General features: G+C 48.1%; 13 protein-coding genes. 8 read left to right on the top strand and 5 right to left on the bottom strand.

The window, feature by feature from the left end; genetic code table 11:
- Positions 1-3: 3 nt before the first annotated feature.
- The 4 genes from INR79_RS07060 to INR79_RS07045 form a co-directional block, all read right to left on the bottom strand.
- Positions 4-1,656: an alpha-glucosidase gene (locus INR79_RS07060; RefSeq protein ID WP_223096566.1), complete on the bottom strand. Its 1,653-nt coding sequence runs from the start codon at positions 1,654-1,656 to the stop codon at positions 4-6.
- A gap of 2 nt (positions 1,657-1,658) precedes the next feature.
- Positions 1,659-2,813: a carbohydrate ABC transporter permease gene (locus INR79_RS07055; protein WP_223096564.1), complete on the bottom strand. Its 1,155-nt coding sequence runs from the start codon at positions 2,811-2,813 to the stop codon at positions 1,659-1,661.
- Positions 2,813-3,814, bottom strand: coding sequence for a carbohydrate ABC transporter permease (locus INR79_RS07050; RefSeq protein ID WP_223096562.1), 1,002 nt, complete (start codon positions 3,812-3,814; stop codon positions 2,813-2,815). The genes INR79_RS07055 and INR79_RS07050 overlap by 1 nt, the downstream gene beginning before the upstream one ends.
- Before the next feature lie 70 nt (positions 3,815-3,884).
- Entirely contained in the window at positions 3,885-5,240 is a 1,356-nt protein-coding gene (locus INR79_RS07045; protein WP_022592252.1) for an ABC transporter substrate-binding protein, read from the bottom strand.
- 373 nt (positions 5,241-5,613) lie between these two features.
- Between INR79_RS07045 and hutC the strand changes: the two genes are divergently transcribed.
- The 8 genes from hutC (at position 5,614) to INR79_RS07005 (ending at position 15,563) form a co-directional block, all read left to right on the top strand.
- Entirely contained in the window at positions 5,614-6,324 is a 711-nt protein-coding gene (hutC, locus tag INR79_RS07040; RefSeq protein WP_022592253.1) for a histidine utilization repressor, read from the top strand.
- A gap of 156 nt (positions 6,325-6,480) precedes the next feature.
- Complete coding sequence (hutI, locus tag INR79_RS07035; protein WP_022550294.1) at positions 6,481-7,692, top strand: imidazolonepropionase; 1,212 nt, start codon at positions 6,481-6,483, stop codon at positions 7,690-7,692.
- Positions 7,667-8,707, top strand: a complete 1,041-nt coding sequence (gene hutG, locus INR79_RS07030) for a formimidoylglutamase (protein WP_223096560.1) — start codon at positions 7,667-7,669, stop codon at positions 8,705-8,707. Before hutI ends, hutG begins: the two co-directional genes overlap by 26 nt.
- A gap of 22 nt (positions 8,708-8,729) precedes the next feature.
- Positions 8,730-10,409: a urocanate hydratase gene (gene hutU, locus INR79_RS07025; RefSeq protein ID WP_223096559.1), complete on the top strand. Its 1,680-nt coding sequence runs from the start codon at positions 8,730-8,732 to the stop codon at positions 10,407-10,409.
- Between the two features lie 14 nt (positions 10,410-10,423).
- A complete protein-coding gene (gene hutH / locus INR79_RS07020) occupies positions 10,424-11,956 on the top strand; it encodes a histidine ammonia-lyase (protein WP_004402669.1) in 1,533 nt (510 codons plus the stop codon).
- Between the two features lie 146 nt (positions 11,957-12,102).
- Complete coding sequence (locus tag INR79_RS07015) at positions 12,103-12,828, top strand: DUF3581 domain-containing protein (RefSeq protein ID WP_045964742.1); 726 nt, start codon at positions 12,103-12,105, stop codon at positions 12,826-12,828.
- A gap of 220 nt (positions 12,829-13,048) precedes the next feature.
- A complete protein-coding gene (locus INR79_RS07010; protein ID WP_022550289.1) occupies positions 13,049-14,065 on the top strand; it encodes a GGDEF domain-containing protein in 1,017 nt (338 codons plus the stop codon).
- Positions 14,066-14,261: 196 nt separating this feature from the next.
- A complete protein-coding gene (locus INR79_RS07005) occupies positions 14,262-15,563 on the top strand; it encodes an esterase-like activity of phytase family protein (protein ID WP_223096558.1) in 1,302 nt (433 codons plus the stop codon).
- A gap of 3 nt (positions 15,564-15,566) precedes the next feature.
- On the opposite strand, the gene INR79_RS07000 is transcribed toward INR79_RS07005, so the two are convergent.
- Positions 15,567-16,115: a GNAT family N-acetyltransferase gene (locus INR79_RS07000; protein WP_022613978.1), complete on the bottom strand. Its 549-nt coding sequence runs from the start codon at positions 16,113-16,115 to the stop codon at positions 15,567-15,569.
- Between the last annotated feature and the right edge of the window lie 213 nt (positions 16,116-16,328).

Genomic DNA, 16,328 nt, shown 5'->3' with positions numbered 1-16,328 from the left:
CTGTCACCCCTCACTGCTTTTCAGGTTTGCGATGAATCCACCCGCAGATGGAAGCGTAAACACGCCATCGGACTGGCTGTAAGGCAAACCGATTTCTTCTAATGACTCAATAGCCAGCCCATGCTCACCAAGCTCTGGCAGAGCGATTTCTTCACCAGTCAGGTTCAGCACAATAAGCATTCTCTGATCCTCTAGGTATCGTTCAAAACTGATCAATTCCGGATGCAGCGAGTGCCACTTGAAGTCTCCACCTTTCAGCAGTGGTTTGGTCTTACGCCACGCCACAAACTGCTGCACAAAATTCAGCATCGAGCTTGCCTGTTGCTGTTGATCTTCCGGATTAAGTGGCTTATGCGCCTCTTCTACTGGCAGCCATGTCGACTCGGCTGTGCTAAAGCCGCCTTCTTGGTTCCAAATCATTGGGGTACGACATCCGTCACGACCTTTGAAGTCCGGCCAAAACTCGATTCCAAATGGATCTTGCAAGTCTTCGAAACGCACATTCGCTTCCGGCAACCCGAGTTCCTCTCCCTGATAGATGCATGCACTGCCTTTTAGAGTAAGCAGGAACACCATGCTGGCTTTCGCCAGCGACTCTCGCTCTAACTTAATGCCATTGCTGTCGGTGCTCCAGCGAGTAGCGCTACGCACCACATCATGGTTGCTTAATGCGAAACATGGCCAGCCCGACCCCAGATTTTCTTCAATTCGCTCCAGCGTTCCCTGAATGTGGGAAGCGCCATGCTCGTCACCAAGCAGTTCGAAGGTGTAAGCCGAGTGGAGTTTATCGCCACCAGACGTATACTCCGCCATCACTTTAAGCCCTTCGGGTGCACCAATTTCACCAACAGTGAATCGATCCGGATACTCATCCAGCACCGCTCTCAGTTTCTGCAAGAATTCAAGGTTTTCTGGCTGAGTCAGTTGGTGGCAGTGATATTGATAGCTGAATGGATTTTTCTTATCCGTACCCACAAACTGCTCTTCCGGTTTTCTCACTGGTGGGTTGTCTCTCAGTTCCTGATCTTGGAAAAACATGTTCACCACATCCAACCGGAAACCATCGACGCCCAAATCCATCCAGAACTTTGCGGTATCCAACGTGGCTTGTTGCACTTCTGGATTGTGGAAATTCAGGTCTGGCTGCGAGGCTAAAAAGTTATGCTGGTAATACTGCTGACGACGGCTGTCCCATTGCCATGCTGAACCACCAAAAATACTGAGCCAGTTGTTCGGCGGCGTACCGTCTTCTTTTGCGTCTGCCCAGACATACCAGTCCGCTTTCGGGTTGGTTCTGTCTTGTCGGCTTTCTTCAAACCATGCGTGTTGATCACTGCTGTGGCTGTAAACTTGGTCGACAATCACTTTCAGCCCGAGCTTATGCGCTTCATCCAGCAATGTTTTGAAATCGTCTAGTGTGCCGAACATAGGATCAATTTCGACATAGTTGGCAATGTCGTAGCCAAAATCATTCATAGGTGAAGCAAAGATGGGCGATAGCCAGATCGCATCGACACCCAATTTCGCGATGTAAGGCAGTTTGCTAGTAATGCCGTTTAAATCGCCAATCCCATCGCCATTGCTGTCCATGTAACTGCGCGGGTAAATTTGATAAATCACTGCTCCACGCCACCATTCCGAATTTGAAATTGCCATTATTATCCTCCTTTAACCGAACCCGACAGCAAGCCGCGAACAAAATATCGCTGCAACGATAAAAACACGACCAGTGGCACCACTATGGTAATAAACGCGCCACTGGTTAAGATTTCCCAGTTGTCTCCCCGAGACCCTAAAAGCTCACGAAGCTGGGCTGTTAATACAATTTTGTCTCCGCTGTTCCCTAGGTACACCATGGCCACCAACAGATCGTTCCAAACCCATAGGAACTGGAAGATGGCGAAAGACGCCAATGCCGGAAGCGACAGCGGAAGCACCACTTTTGTGAACGTCTGGAAATGATTTGCCCCATCCATTCGGGACGATTCCATGATCTCTTTTGGCAGCCCCGCCATGTAATTTCGCAACAGATAGATCGCCAAAGGTAGACCAAATCCGGTATGCGCCAGCCACACTCCGGGGTAAGACTTGGTGGCAACGTCGAACAGGTTGCCGAACTCGTTATACAAGCGCAGCACGGGAATCAAAGACATTTGCAAAGGCACCACCAGCAAACCAACGATGATCGCCAGCATGATGCTCTTTCCTCTAAAATCCATCCACGCCAGACCGTAGGCCGCAAATGCCGCAATCATGATGGGAATAAAGGTCGCCGGAATCGTCACCGTTAGGGAGTTCACAAACGCTTGCCCTACCCCTTCCGATGCCAGCACTTCCAGATAGTTTTCAAAAGTGAACCGAGGCGGAATGTTGGCAACATGAAAAATGCGTTTGCCGCGTTTGTGGGTAAAAGGTTCGTCCGACTCCCATCGGTAGTCGCCGTTTTCCAGAACCGTCAGCACTGTACCGTTTTTCAGTTCAACAGAATCTCCGGGATTATGGGCGTCGATTTCTTTGGCGCGTTCCCCCCAGCTTTTTACTGTTCTTCCCGACTCTTTCTCAAATAAGTTGCCTTGAATAACAAACTGGTCGCCTTCACGAATTTCGCTGCCTTTTTTGCCCGTGCGCACCACTTCATTGCGTTCAGTGGTGATCATGGCTGTCCACCAGCCACTCACCGCCAGTTGATCTTTGTCTCGCACCGAACTGACCAACAGCCCTAGAGTTGGTAAAGTCCAAGCCAGCACAAAGAACAGGATCAGCCCATGTTTGAATAGCGTTCCGGCAGAGAGCTTTTTCTTATTTCTTTCCATTATTCTTCCCTTGCCTTTTTAATGTTCCATAACATCACCGGAACCACGGCAATCATCAAGACAACGGCAATCGCACTGCCTTTCCCGAAGTCGCCTCCTCCACGGAACATCCAGTCAAACATCAGGTTCGCCATGACTTCTGTGTCCCACTGCCCGTTAGTCATGGTCAGAACAATGTCGAAGACTTTTAGCACCAGAATGGTAATGGTCGTCCACACCACCAAAATGGTGGGAATGATTTGAGGAACAAGAATTTTCAGGAAGATTTGAAAGTCATTCGCCCCATCCAGTTTGGCCGCTTCCAAGACTTCTTCGGAAACTCCACGCATAGCCGCACCAAGCAGCACCATGGCGAAACCAGTTTGAATCCAGATAAGAATGACCATCAATAGAAGGTTGTTCCAGAAAGGTAAGGCTATCCAGGCTTGTGGTTCGCCCCCCAGCGCCACCACAATGGCATTTAATAATCCGATTTGGTCACTGTCTGCGCCTCGGTAGTCGTAAACAAAACGCCAGATAACACTCGCCCCGACAAACGAAATCGCCATGGGTAGGAAAATGAGCGTTTTGGCTACTTGCCCCCACCAGATCCGGTCAGCAAGGTAGGCGATCACCAAACCCAGCCCAGTGCTCAGTGTGGGTACAAATATCAGCCATAGAATGTTGTTAATAATGGCTTGTGAAAATTCTTCGTCGCCGAATGCCCATGAGTAGTTGCTGAAGCTGACAAATTCGGTCGCGGTTCTGTCATACATAGACAGACGAAATGTCTCGATGACGGGGTACACCAAAAAGATTGTCAGCAATATTAAGGCAGGACCGACAAAGATAAATGGCTGCACTTTCAGCCTTAGCTGATCACGCTTTCTTTTCTCTTCACCCTGCAAGTTCTTACTGGATAACGCTTTCTCTAAACCAAAATACGCGGCGTAGTAAAAGGCGATAGAAACCGTTACCGCGATAAGCATGGCAGACAGAGAATCCAGGAGTTGATCGATCACAATCTCTCTCCATCAAACAAATTGAGATAGGAGGGTGAGCAAAGCCCACCCTTGAATTCACTAAGGCTGGTTACTTGTTATCGTCCCAGCTTTTCTGAATAGACTGAGTGACCTTTTCAGCAGACTCGCCACCGACGAAATCGACCATGCCAGTCCAGAAAGAGCCAGCTCCGACCGCGCCCGGCATCAGATCAGAACCATCAAAGCGGAATGTAGTAGCATTCAGCAGAATTTCGCCCTGTTTTCTTTGTGCGTCGTTTTCATACGTCGCGACATTTACGCCTTTGTGAGCAGACAAGAATCCACCCTGCGCCATCCACAATTCGTTCGCGAGCGGTGTCAGTAAGTAATCCATAACTGCACGGGTAGCCGGAGAGTCTTTGGTTACCGCGTAAGCCACACCTGCGCCTAACACAGGGTTGCCCAAGTCTTTCGATTCATAAGATGGGAAGTAGAAGAAGTCGGCATCTTCACCAACAACGGTGCCTTTCGGGAAGAACGCAGGAATGAAGCTCGCCTGATGGTGCATAAAGCACTTAGCTGGCACCGTGAATAAGCCTTTCGGGCTGTCGCGGAAATCGGTGGTACCCACAGATGCTGCGCCGCCAGCGACGTATTTGTCGTTTAGTGCAAACACACCAAATTTTTCGATCGCATCGACAATTCGTGGGTCGGTAAACTTAATACTGTTGTCCACCCAGCCGTCGTACACTTCAGGCTTCTGAGTTCTCAGCAGAATGTCTTCCACCCAGTCTGTTGCTGGCCAGCCAGTTGCACCACCAGAACCTAAACCGATGCACCATGGTGTATTGCCGTCTTTTGCCATTTGTTCCGTCAGAGCTAGTAGGTCTTCCATGGAGTGTGGGACTTCGTAGCCTGCATCTTCAAAGTTGTCTGGCGAGTACCAGACCAATGATTTGATGTCTGTTTTGTAGAAGACACCGTAGAATTCTTTGTCGCCAGACTTGTTTTTGTAGGTGCCGAGATCAACCCAAGAATTTCCCGCCGCATAGTTCTTTTTCACGTAGTCGGAATACTTGTCACCGAGAGGAACAAGCAGATCTTTAGAAGCGAGGTCGGCAGCTAAGCCAGGCTGAGGAAAAGCTGCGATATTAGGTGGGCTACCTGCCTGGGTATCAATAACAATTTGTTGTTCGAATCCATCGGACCCTGAGTACTGAACATCAATGCCTGTGACTTTCTCGAAGTACGCAAAAACATTTCGGATTTTGGTGTCTTCTGGAGCAAGGAAAGGACCGGCAACCGTAACGGTTTGTCCTTTCAGATTCAGGTTTTCAAAAGCTTTCAGATCTCCCCATGAGAAATATCCTTCTCCCTCTGGAAAAATCAGATCCTGCGACCATACACTTGTAGACAGAGACGCAGCAACAGCGGCTGTGAGTAACTGAACTTGGTAGCGTTTCATTTAATGTTCCCTCTTAACATGTTTTTTAGTGTTGTGAATGCTAAGAAACCCAGCTCAATACCTAAAAAGGGAAACATTAGAAGGCGAGGTAAAAAGCCACTTTCTCTTAACATTTAATTAACCTTAAACGTTTAAGAAGATTTAAAGCGTGATAAAGATCGAATTTTGGTCACCAAGATCTGTCTCAATTTCAATACAAAAACTTTTGGGTTTTCACTGCAACCCTCCTATGCATCCCGTTTACCAGTGCAAACCAAATAGTCTGTTTTGTGACCTGTTCAATGACCGAACTAACGTTTTGTGAAACCCGTGTCTTGATATCGGGTTTCAAATTCCGCATCATTTGTATAGTCAATAAGCATTGGTACCAGTAATGGCAAGCACTCCGCTCTACATACAAATCAAACGTTATATTCTGGATAAAATTGAATCTAACGAATGGCCAGTGGGTCAACGTATCGCCACAGAACTCGAATTGACGGATCAGTTTGAGGTGAGCCGGATGACGGTAAACAAAGCGATTCGGGATTTAGTATCAGAAGGGAAATTAAAACGAACTCCGAGATTAGGGACTTTCGTCTGTGCTCAGGAAGAAAAAGCAGAATCTCCCCTGCTCGATATTCGAAATATTGCAGACGAAGTGTCTTCCCGCGGAAAGCAATATCATAGCCAGGTGCTGAAGCAAAAATCACTCAAAGCGGACGATGCCATCGCGACCAAGCTTGGTGTCATGTTAGGCAGTGATATTTTCTACAGTGAGATCATACATTTTGAAGACAGCACACCCATCCAACTTGAAGTTCGGTGGGTCAACGCGGCTTATGCGCCAAAATACTTAAAGCAGGACTTTTCAACCATTACGCCCAACCAGTACCTGTCGGATAACTGCCCATTAAGTGCCATTGAACACACGGTGGAAGCCATAAACCCTGATGTTCGCATTCGCGATGCCTTAGAGCTAAAAACATACGAACCCTGCCTGTTGCTGAACCGAAGAACCTGGAGTGGCGATAAACTTGTGAGTTCTGCCCAGCTTTACCATCCGGGCTCCAGATATAAATTAAGCTCTAAAATCGATATTTAGCCGCATAATATTCCGCTCTCTTACGAGTACTCAGGTGATAGCGCCTGAGTACTCAATTTTCGACTCAATGATCACACTTTTATAACATCTGTCTTGCCCGCTTTTCTGATTTCATCTATTTATTTGTATATACATTTGAACTTCGAAGAAGAAATCATGCTGCGGAAACTGATAAACGCAAAACTGGTGACCATGACAGAAGGCGAAGCTGGGTATAGAGTGTCGTCTCCGAAAAGTGTGCTGATTGAAAACGGTAAAATCATTGCGATCTCTGATGAAATTGATGTTTCGCTGCCTGATTCTCAGGTTATCGACTGTCAGGACAAGCTGGTCACCCCGGGCTTGATCGACTGCCACACACATCTGGTTTTTGCTGGTAACCGCGCCAATGAATTCGAAATGCGCTTAACAGGCGTACCTTACGAAGAAATCGCCAGACAAGGTGGCGGCATTCTTTCAACGGTGAACGCCACGCGCCAGTCCAGCATTGAGGAACTGGTTGAGTTGTCTCGCCCTCGCCTTGAAGCGCTGATGAACACCGGTGTAACCAGCATTGAAATCAAATCAGGTTACGGGTTAACACTGGAAGACGAACTCAAGATGCTCCGTGCAGCAAAACGTCTGGCTGAGGAATACCCGATCCATCTTGAGACCACTCTCCTAGCTGCGCACGCAGTACCACCCGAATTTAAAGACCAACCAGATGCCTATATCGATCTGGTTTGTGAAGAAATCATACCCGCAGCTGCGAAAGAAAACCTTGCGGACGCCGTCGATGTGTTTTGTGAATCCATCGGTTTCAGCCTGGAGCAAACTCAGCGTGTATTCGAAGCCGCAAAAACACACGGATTGAAAATCAAAGGGCACACCGAACAGCTGTGTAATCTGGGCGGTAGCAAGCTAGCGGCTGAACACGGTGCACTGTCGGTTGATCATATCGAATATTTGGATGAAGAAGGTGTAAAAGCAGTTGCTAAAGCAGGCTCGGTGGCGACCTTACTTCCAGGTGCTTTCTATTTCTTGAGGGAAACTCAGCAACCGCCTATCGAACTGCTTCGTCAGCATAATGTACCCATGGCGGTTTCGACCGATTTGAATCCGGGCACCTCCCCTTTCGCGAACTTGCCCCTGATGATGAACATGGCGTGCACCCTTTTCCGCCTAACGCCTGAAGAAACGCTGCGTGGTGTGACCTGTCATGCTGCAAAGGCGCTCGGTTTAGAAGACCAGAAAGGTCAGATTGAAATCGGGTTTGATGCGGATTTTGCTATCTGGAACATCGCGCACCCCGCAGACCTGAGCTATCAGGTAGGCATTCAACACTTACACGCTCGAATCGTAAATGGAGAGATTCACCATGTCGGATAATCGCTTTCAATGGCAGGGTCGAAATGATGTGGAAGATGCAGAACTTGGGCATCGTGTTCATCACATAATTCAACACGGCACGCCAACCGATGCACAAGCAGGTGACGTGACGATTCTCGGTTTCGCTTGTGATGCTGGTGTTGCGCGTAACAAAGGTCGCGTTGGCGCACAGCAAGCGCCCGACAAAATTCGACAAGCACTGGCGAATATGGCGTGGCACCAAGACACGCGGCTGTTCGATGGCGGTACAGTAACATGTGAAGGCGACGAGCTGGAGCGAAGCCAGAGTGCCCTTGCAGATGTACTCTCTTCAACTCTTAAACACACTCCCGCAATTACTTTAGGCGGAGGACATGAGATCGCCTGGGCGTCTTTTTCTGGTCTGGCTCGCTACTTCAAGCAGCAGGCGTTAAAGAAAAAAGGGGCGTCAGAGAAAGAAATAAAGTCACCGCGTATTGGCATCATCAATTTTGATGCTCACTTCGACTTGCGCGCGTTTGAATCCACCAATCCGGAAGCCAATGCACAACCAAGTTCTGGCACACCATTCAACCAAATTCATCATTACTGCCAGCAGCAGGGTTGGGCGTTCAATTATGCTTGCTTGGGGATCAGTGCCGCCAGCAATACCAAAGCGTTATTTAAGCGCGCTGATGATTTGGGCGTCTGGTATGTCGAAGACACCCAAATGCACGCTGGCACCCTGACAAAGCAGCTCACTCAGCTGCAACGATTTATCGACCAGAACGATGTGATTTACCTGACCATCGATCTGGATGTATTTCCCGTTGCGACGGCACCTGGTGTCAGCGCGCCCGCAGCAAAAGGAGTAAGCCTAGATACCTTCTCGCCTTACTTCGCCTTAATTCTGAATAACTACAACAAACTCAAAATTGCAGACATTGCAGAGTACAACCCGAACTTCGACATCGACGGTCAAACCGCGAGGCTCGCCGCTCGGCTTTGTTGGGATATGGCGAACGCTATGTCTCGATCTGCTTCTTCTGCCCAATAACTGAATTCAAAAGGAGTATCCGATGACGGATCCAAGACTCGATACCACTCGCACTATTCGTGCACCACACGGCACAGAGCTTCGCGCCAAATCCTGGCTGACAGAAGCGCCACTGCGTATGCTGATGAACAATCTGGACCCGGATGTGGCTGAACACCCTCATTCACTGGTTGTGTACGGTGGCATTGGTCGCGCTGCTCGCAACTGGGAATGCTACGATAAAATCGTCGAAGTGCTGGAAAGGCTGGAAGACGATCAAACACTGCTAGTGCAATCGGGCAAACCTGTGGGCGTGTTCCCTACACACAAAAACGCACCTCGTGTTTTGATTGCTAACTCAAACCTTGTTCCTCACTGGGCGAACTGGGAACATTTCAACGAGCTCGATAAAGAGGGCTTGATGATGTACGGGCAGATGACGGCAGGATCTTGGATCTATATCGGCTCTCAAGGCATTGTTCAGGGTACTTACGAAACCTTCGTCGCTGTGGCGAAAAAGCACTTTGATGGAGAAGCAAAAGGTCGTTGGATTCTGACTGGCGGTCTTGGCGGCATGGGCGGTGCTCAGCCTCTCGCAGCAACCATGGCTGGCTTCTCAATGCTTGCCGTAGAGTGTGATGAAACTCGAATCGACTACCGTCTGCGTACCGGTTACGTTGACAAAAAAGCCACCAGCCTAGATGAAGCGCTACAAATTATCCAAGACTCCGACACCCCTGTTTCTGTTGGTTTACTTGGCAACGCAGCCGATGTGTTCCCAGAACTGGTTAAGCGCGGCATCACTCCTGATGTAGTGACAGACCAGACTTCTGCACACGATCCATTGAATGGTTACCTGCCTCAAGGCTGGTCGATGGAGGAAGCAAAAACTCGCCGCACCGAAGACGAAGCTGGCGTTGTCAAAGCGGCAAAAGAATCCATGGCGGTTCAGGTGAAGGCCATGTTAGAGCTGCAAACTCGTGGTGCAGCGACACTGGATTACGGTAACAACATTCGTCAAATGGCGCTGGAAGAAGGGGTTGAGAATGCCTTCGACTTCCCAGGCTTTGTTCCGGCTTATATCCGTCCACTTTTCTGCGAAGGTATCGGTCCTTTCCGTTGGGCAGCACTATCCGGTGACCCGGAAGATATCTACAAAACCGACCAGAAAGTGAAAGAACTGATCCCAGATAACCCACATCTGCATAACTGGCTAGACATGGCTCGCGAGCGTATTCACTTCCAGGGTTTACCAGCACGTATTTGCTGGGTTGGGCTTAAAGACCGTGAGCGTTTGGGTCAAGCTTTCAACGAAATGGTGAAAAATGGCGAACTGAAAGCGCCGGTTGTGATTGGTCGTGACCACTTAGATTCCGGTTCGGTCGCCAGCCCTAACCGTGAAACCGAAGGTATGATTGATGGCTCTGATGCCGTATCCGACTGGCCACTTCTAAATGCTTTATTGAATACTGCGGGTGGCGCGACATGGGTATCTCTGCATCACGGTGGTGGCGTAGGCATGGGCTTCTCCCAACATTCAGGTATGGTCATTTGCTGTGACGGCACCGATGACGCTTCTGAGCGCATTGCACGTGTGCTTCATAATGACCCGGCGACAGGGGTGATGCGTCACGCCGATGCGGGCTACGACATTGCCAAAACCTGTGCAAAAGAGCAGAAATTGGATCTGCCAATGCTAAACGAAGAACTAAGCCGTCTGTAATGAGTGAGGGAAACATGATCAATCTAACGCTGAATCCAGGACATATCAGCCTGCACCACCTACGTCAGGTCAGCCGCGCTCCGGTTAACCTGTCACTTGACCCGGAAGCCATTCCAGACATTGAAGCCAGCACAGAAGTGGTGAATCAGGTTATTGCAGAAGATCGCGTGGTGTATGGTATCAACACCGGATTTGGTCTGCTTGCCAATACTCGTATTGCACCAGAAGATCTGGAAGTGTTACAGAAGAGTATCGTTCTTTCTCACGCCGCCGGTATTGGCGAGTTTATGCACGATGAAACCGTCCGTCTGATGATGGTATTAAAAATCAACAGTCTGGCGCGCGGGTACTCGGGCATTCGCCTTGAAGTGATTGAAGCACTGATTAAGTTAGTCAACTCTCAGGTTTACCCATGTGTGCCGCAGAAAGGTTCAGTGGGTGCCTCAGGCGACTTAGCCCCACTTGCTCACATGAGCACAGTACTGCTGGGTGAAGGTCAGGCACGCCACAACGGTAAGATCATTTCAGGCATCGAAGCACTGAAAATTGCAGGGTTAGAACCCATCACGCTGGCACCGAAAGAAGGTCTGGCATTGCTGAATGGTACTCAGGCATCCACAGCATTTGCTTTAGAAGGGCTGTTTGCAGCAGAAGACCTATTCGCCTCTGCCACCGTTTGTGGTGCCATGTCGGTAGAAGCAGCATTAGGCAGTCGCCGTCCATTCGACCCACGCATTCATCGCGTTCGTGGTCATCGTGGTCAGATGGATGCAGCGGAAGCGTATCGCTTCCTGTTAGATGGTTCCAGTGAGATCGGTGAATCGCACACCGACTGTGAAAAAGTACAAGACCCGTACTCACTGCGTTGTCAGCCACAGGTAATGGGCGCGTGTTTGCAGCAGATTCGAAATGCCGCCGACATTCTGCAAGTGGAAGCTAACTCGGTTTCCGACAATCCACTGGTATTTGCTGAAGACGGTGACATCATCTCTGGTGGTAACTTCCATGCAGAGCCCGTTGCCATGGCTGCGGATAATCTTGCTCTGGCGATTGCTGAAATTGGCAGTTTGTCTGAGCGTCGAATGGCACTGCTTATCGACAGCGCACTGAGTAAGCTTCCTCCGTTCCTGGTGGACAACGGCGGTGTAAACTCCGGCTTTATGATTGCTCAGGTGACTTCCGCAGCCTTGGCGAGTGAAAACAAAACTCTCGCTCATCCTGCGTCTGTGGACAGCTTGCCAACATCTGCGAATCAGGAAGACCACGTTTCTATGGCGACATTTGCGGGTCGCCGTCTGCGCGACATGGCGGAAAACACACGTGGTATTCTGGCTGTCGAATACCTTTCAGCAGCGCAGGGACTGGACTTCCGAGCACCACTTAAATCGTCACCGCGAGTAGAAGAAGCAAAGCACATTCTTCGTGAAAAAGTCTCGTTTTACGATAAGGACCGCTATTTCGCACCAGACATTGAAGAAGCGAATGCCTTGCTGAAACTTGCCGTCCATAACCATCTGGTACCGGAAAAAACACTTTGTTCTGTTTAACAGCAGATTTTGCAGCAACATAAAGTGCCTTTGCGCACATTAATTAACGCTAACCTCCCTTCGGGGAGGTTATTTTTCACTGGATAGACCATTTACCCATAAATGTCGGATATAATCGCCGCAGTTTTTGTAATTAACCGTGAATTATGTTCCTGACTCCTTACTTTTCAATCGAAGACAACCAATTCCAGTTCACCCGCCAGCAAGCAAGCCACTTTGCTAAGAAAGTTGCCGGCGACTACAACCCAATCCACGATGAAGATAACAAGCGTTTCTGCGTACCTGGCGACCTGCTATTTGCTGTGCTTCTCAACCAAGAGGGCGTAAGCCAGAAAATGCGTTTCGACTTCTCTGGAATGGTATCGGAAGGAATTGCCCTGTCGGTAGAAGAGAAAGGCGATACAGAAAGTGCACTTGTGGATGCGAATGGCAAAGAATACCTGCACATGCATCACGAAGGTGAAGTATCGAAAGACGCTAAGTTCATTGAACACCTGACCAAGTCTTATGTTCAATTCTCAGGCATGAACTTCCCTCACATCATGGTTCCTCTGATGGAAGACAAACAGATGATGATCAACTGTCAGCGTCCGTTGGTCATGTACGAGAGCATGGAAGTAGAATTTGACCGACTGGATCTTTCAGAACCAAGCGTAGAATTTGCTGGCGCAACATTTGAAATTGAAGGCAAGCGTGGTCAAGTCACATTGAACTTCAGCTTTACTGACAACGGTGAAGTGGTCGGTAAAGGTGTGAAACGCATGGTCGCATCTGGATTGCGTCCATATGAAAAAGAAGCGGTTGACGATCTGGTTGAACGTTTTAATGCTCGAAAAGACGCCTTTATTGAATCCCAAGCTGTAGCAGCATAAGCCTGTAAAAAAAGATTCAAATCCCGGGTTATCGCCCGGGATTTTTGCTTTCTGCCCCCTTCCAATCCCCACTTAATTACAATCAACTCAGTTTCTGTGCACTCCTTTGAAACCATTTGTTACAGAGTTTGATATACTTTTATAAAAATAATATTGCTTGCTGGCATCGAAACCTTGCAATTAAAGGGGTGCGATGCTCCCTACTCCACGGGGAACCTGTATGCTAAGAAAAAGAACGCCAGAGTGGATGGCGTCACATTACGGGCTGCTGGAGCTTAACGAACATCATAAAGTCCTACGCTTTATTACCATTGTATCGTTGCTCGTGTTCGTACCATTTTCGATCAAAAATGTTGTATTGGGGGAATATATTTATGCAGGTCTGCTGATTGCTTTTCAATTGTCACTGCTTCTGGAAGTGTACTGGTTTTACACCCGACGCAGACCTTTGATTACTTACCTCCTACCCGTAATGCTACTCATAGCATGTGCGGTATTCGCGATCCCTGTTCTTGGCATTATCGGTTCGTACTGGGCATTCCCTATCGCGGTTTGCGTGGTATTCGTCGTCCCTACCCGAGTATCTTCAATCTGCAATGGAATCATGATCGTTGGTATCGCGGTGGTTGGGTATTACTACCTTGAGCACGCAACGCTTCTTCGATTAGTGGGTGCCCTAAGCATTACCGCAATTTGTGCGCAATTTATGATGAGCTCGCTGATCAAAACGCAGGATAAGCTGAAAGAACTTTCGATCACCGATGCGATGACAGGTGCACTGAACCGTTCGCAGCTAGAGGCTTATCTCGGTACGAGTCTGGAACTGCACCGCAAAACAGGAATGTCTTCCAGTATCGCTTTGATCGACATTGATAATTTCAAACAGGTTAATGACAGTTTCGGTCACGATGTTGGTGATCAGATGATTCAATCGGTAGTTAAGGTCATCAAAGAACACCTTAGGTCGAGTGATTTCATCTTTCGATTGGGTGGCGACGAGTTTCTGATTCTGTTTCGCAAATCGGGCTTAAAAGACAGTTACATCCTGATGGAGAAGCTGAAACAGAAAATTTCTGAGCTTCACCACCACAACGAATTGGAAGCATCCATCAGTGTGGGAATGGCTCCTTCCTGTGTCGACATCAAGGTGAACGAATGGCTAAAACACGCTGACCTTTCACTCTATGACGCCAAAAAACAAGGTAGAAACCGGATCGTCATTCACCGCGACCATTGATTCATTCCTTTGATAAAAACTATACCCATATATGGGTATAGCCTCTCCAGCTCATTCATCTCTACAGCCCGTTCATATTGTGTCCCAGATTTGGGAAGTCACTGAGTGGAAACATAACTATCAATATAGATTCACAGATCTGACAAGCCCGGTCATTACTGTCTGTCGTTGAACCACTCAAACTAAACAGGATGTAATGATGAACAGCAAGTATCTCTGGGCAATGATGCCCCTACTCTCTTTATCTGCATTTGCAGAGACCCAGTTCGAAGCAAAATTAAAAGGTCATGTGATCATTCCGGCGCAAAGCTTTATTGTGCCCCCCAAGGATGCACCATACTCCTTCAGCCATTCAGGTCGCTTTACAGGAAAGGGCAACCAACGCGTTGAGCAGACGGGTGCCAATAAAAATAAAACCGGAATTGGTACTCCCTTCGCCGGGCAACCGTTGCAAGGTTTCTCAGGCATTAAGACCTTAGGAGATGACCGATTTTTGCTTCTTACCGATAACGGCTTCGGGCGAAAATCTAACTCTGCAGACGCCATGCTGTTTTTCCACATCGCTAAAATCGACTTCGAAAATGATGAGGCATTGATTGAGAAAACCCTATTCCTGAGCGACCCAAATAGAGTCGTTCCATTTCCCATCCAGACAGAACACTCCGAAACGCGTTACCTGACAGGAGCAGATTTCGACCCAGAATCGATTCAACCTATCGAAGGCGGTTACATTATTGGTGAGGAGTTTGGTCCCTACATTCTGACAACCGATTCTGATGGTGTGGTGACATCATTTCACGAAACGCGGGTCAACGGTCATCTATATCGATCGCCAGATAATCCAATGGCGGACTTCACTTCCGGTAAAGACAAGTTTGATGTTCCTCGCTCTGGCGGGTATGAAGGCATGGCTGCAAGCCCTGATGGCAGATTTGTGTACCCGATGCTGGAGAAACCAACCATTGGTGAAAAATCTGGACTTCGCTACTTAAAAGTTTTTGAATTCGATGTCGCTAAAAGAGCCTTTACCAGCAACGTGTACAAATACCCACTGCATGAAAACGCGCCTGCAATTGGTGATTTCAATTTGATTGATGACAGACGCGCACTGGTCATTGAAAGAGACAACGGGCAAGGCGATGAAGACAAATCGTGTAAGGTCTCTGCTAAACCCTGCTTTTCTAACCCCGCAAAATTTAAACGTATCTACCTGGTGGATTTGAAAGCAAAAGACGCCAATGGTTTAGCGAAAAAGTTAGGTTACATCGACCTGATGGACATTCAGGATCCTGATAAGCTAGCGAAACTGGGCGCCAGAAAGGATGGTCGATTTACTTTCCCTTTTGTCACTATTGAAGATGTTGACCGCTTTGATGACAACCACATCATTGTCGGAAACGACAATAACTTCCCATTCAGTCAGGGAAGACATCCGGTGAATGCCGATAACAATGAATTTATTTTGTTAGAAGTAGGTCCATTCCTGAAACAGAAGTAACGGTCAGAGACGATTGAGTTCAAGACAGAACTCGTAACAATCAATCATATTGCCGTTGATGCAGGTAAAGTCATTGACTTTGCCTGTCTGTTTAAACTGATTATTGAGCAGCACGCGCTGCGATGCGACGTTTCCAGTTGCCGCGTAAGCTCTGAGTTTAGTTAACCCCCTGTAGGTGGTTGCATAACGAATCAGCTGTTGCGTCGCCAGAGTTGCCAAGCCTTGTCCGGTTGAACGCTCAGCGATTCGGTAACCTACCCAGGCCTCGCCTTTCTTAAGGTCAATGCCATGCAAGTTAGCTCGCCCTAATATCTCCCCACGTCCATTTTTGATGAGTGTGGGTAGCATGGTCATGCTTTCGTAGTCTCGTAGGCATTCTCGAATATGAAGGTTAACTCCTTTCAAGCAGTAGAAACTCTCTGGTCTGCCATCGATGTAAGACTCAAACCAGTGGCGATTAGCTCGTTCGAATCGAAGTAAATCTTCACAATCGTGGTAACTGAGAACAGGAAATGTGAACAGATTATCTTGCATCGCACCTATCTTTTTCATTGAGCTCAACGAGTCCAAATATTGAACTCTATGCAATAAAACCACAAATTAAGAAATGGGATTTTTTCTAGATTGTTGAGACTGATAACAAAATTAAGAAACGATGGTCGGTAAGCGACAACCGATTCTCTTACCACATTTCATTTTCTGAGCACGTGGTCATCCAAAGCAATATGGATACTTTTAACCAGACATCCTGTTATGCTATAACAT

This window comes from Vibrio sp. SCSIO 43132 (assembly GCF_019904195.1).
Taxonomy (GTDB): domain Bacteria; phylum Pseudomonadota; class Gammaproteobacteria; order Enterobacterales; family Vibrionaceae; genus Vibrio; species Vibrio nigripulchritudo.
This window is presented reverse-complemented; position numbering and strand designations above follow the sequence as displayed.

Coding starts and splice junctions, on each gene's coding strand:
- INR79_RS07060 (WP_223096566.1), bottom strand. CDS start 1,656: ATGGCAATTTCAAATTCGGAATGGTGGCGTGGAGCAGTGATTTATCAA.
- INR79_RS07055 (WP_223096564.1), bottom strand. CDS start 2,813: ATGGAAAGAAATAAGAAAAAGCTCTCTGCCGGAACGCTATTCAAACAT.
- INR79_RS07045 (WP_022592252.1), bottom strand. CDS start 5,240: ATGAAACGCTACCAAGTTCAGTTACTCACAGCCGCTGTTGCTGCGTCT.
- hutC (WP_022592253.1), top strand. CDS start 5,614: ATGGCAAGCACTCCGCTCTACATACAAATCAAACGTTATATTCTGGAT.
- hutI (WP_022550294.1), top strand. CDS start 6,481: ATGCTGCGGAAACTGATAAACGCAAAACTGGTGACCATGACAGAAGGC.
- hutG (WP_223096560.1), top strand. CDS start 7,667: ATGGAGAGATTCACCATGTCGGATAATCGCTTTCAATGGCAGGGTCGA.
- hutU (WP_223096559.1), top strand. CDS start 8,730: ATGACGGATCCAAGACTCGATACCACTCGCACTATTCGTGCACCACAC.
- hutH (WP_004402669.1), top strand. CDS start 10,424: ATGATCAATCTAACGCTGAATCCAGGACATATCAGCCTGCACCACCTA.
- INR79_RS07015 (WP_045964742.1), top strand. CDS start 12,103: ATGTTCCTGACTCCTTACTTTTCAATCGAAGACAACCAATTCCAGTTC.
- INR79_RS07010 (WP_022550289.1), top strand. CDS start 13,049: ATGCTAAGAAAAAGAACGCCAGAGTGGATGGCGTCACATTACGGGCTG.
- INR79_RS07005 (WP_223096558.1), top strand. CDS start 14,262: ATGATGAACAGCAAGTATCTCTGGGCAATGATGCCCCTACTCTCTTTA.
- INR79_RS07000 (WP_022613978.1), bottom strand. CDS start 16,115: ATGAAAAAGATAGGTGCGATGCAAGATAATCTGTTCACATTTCCTGTT.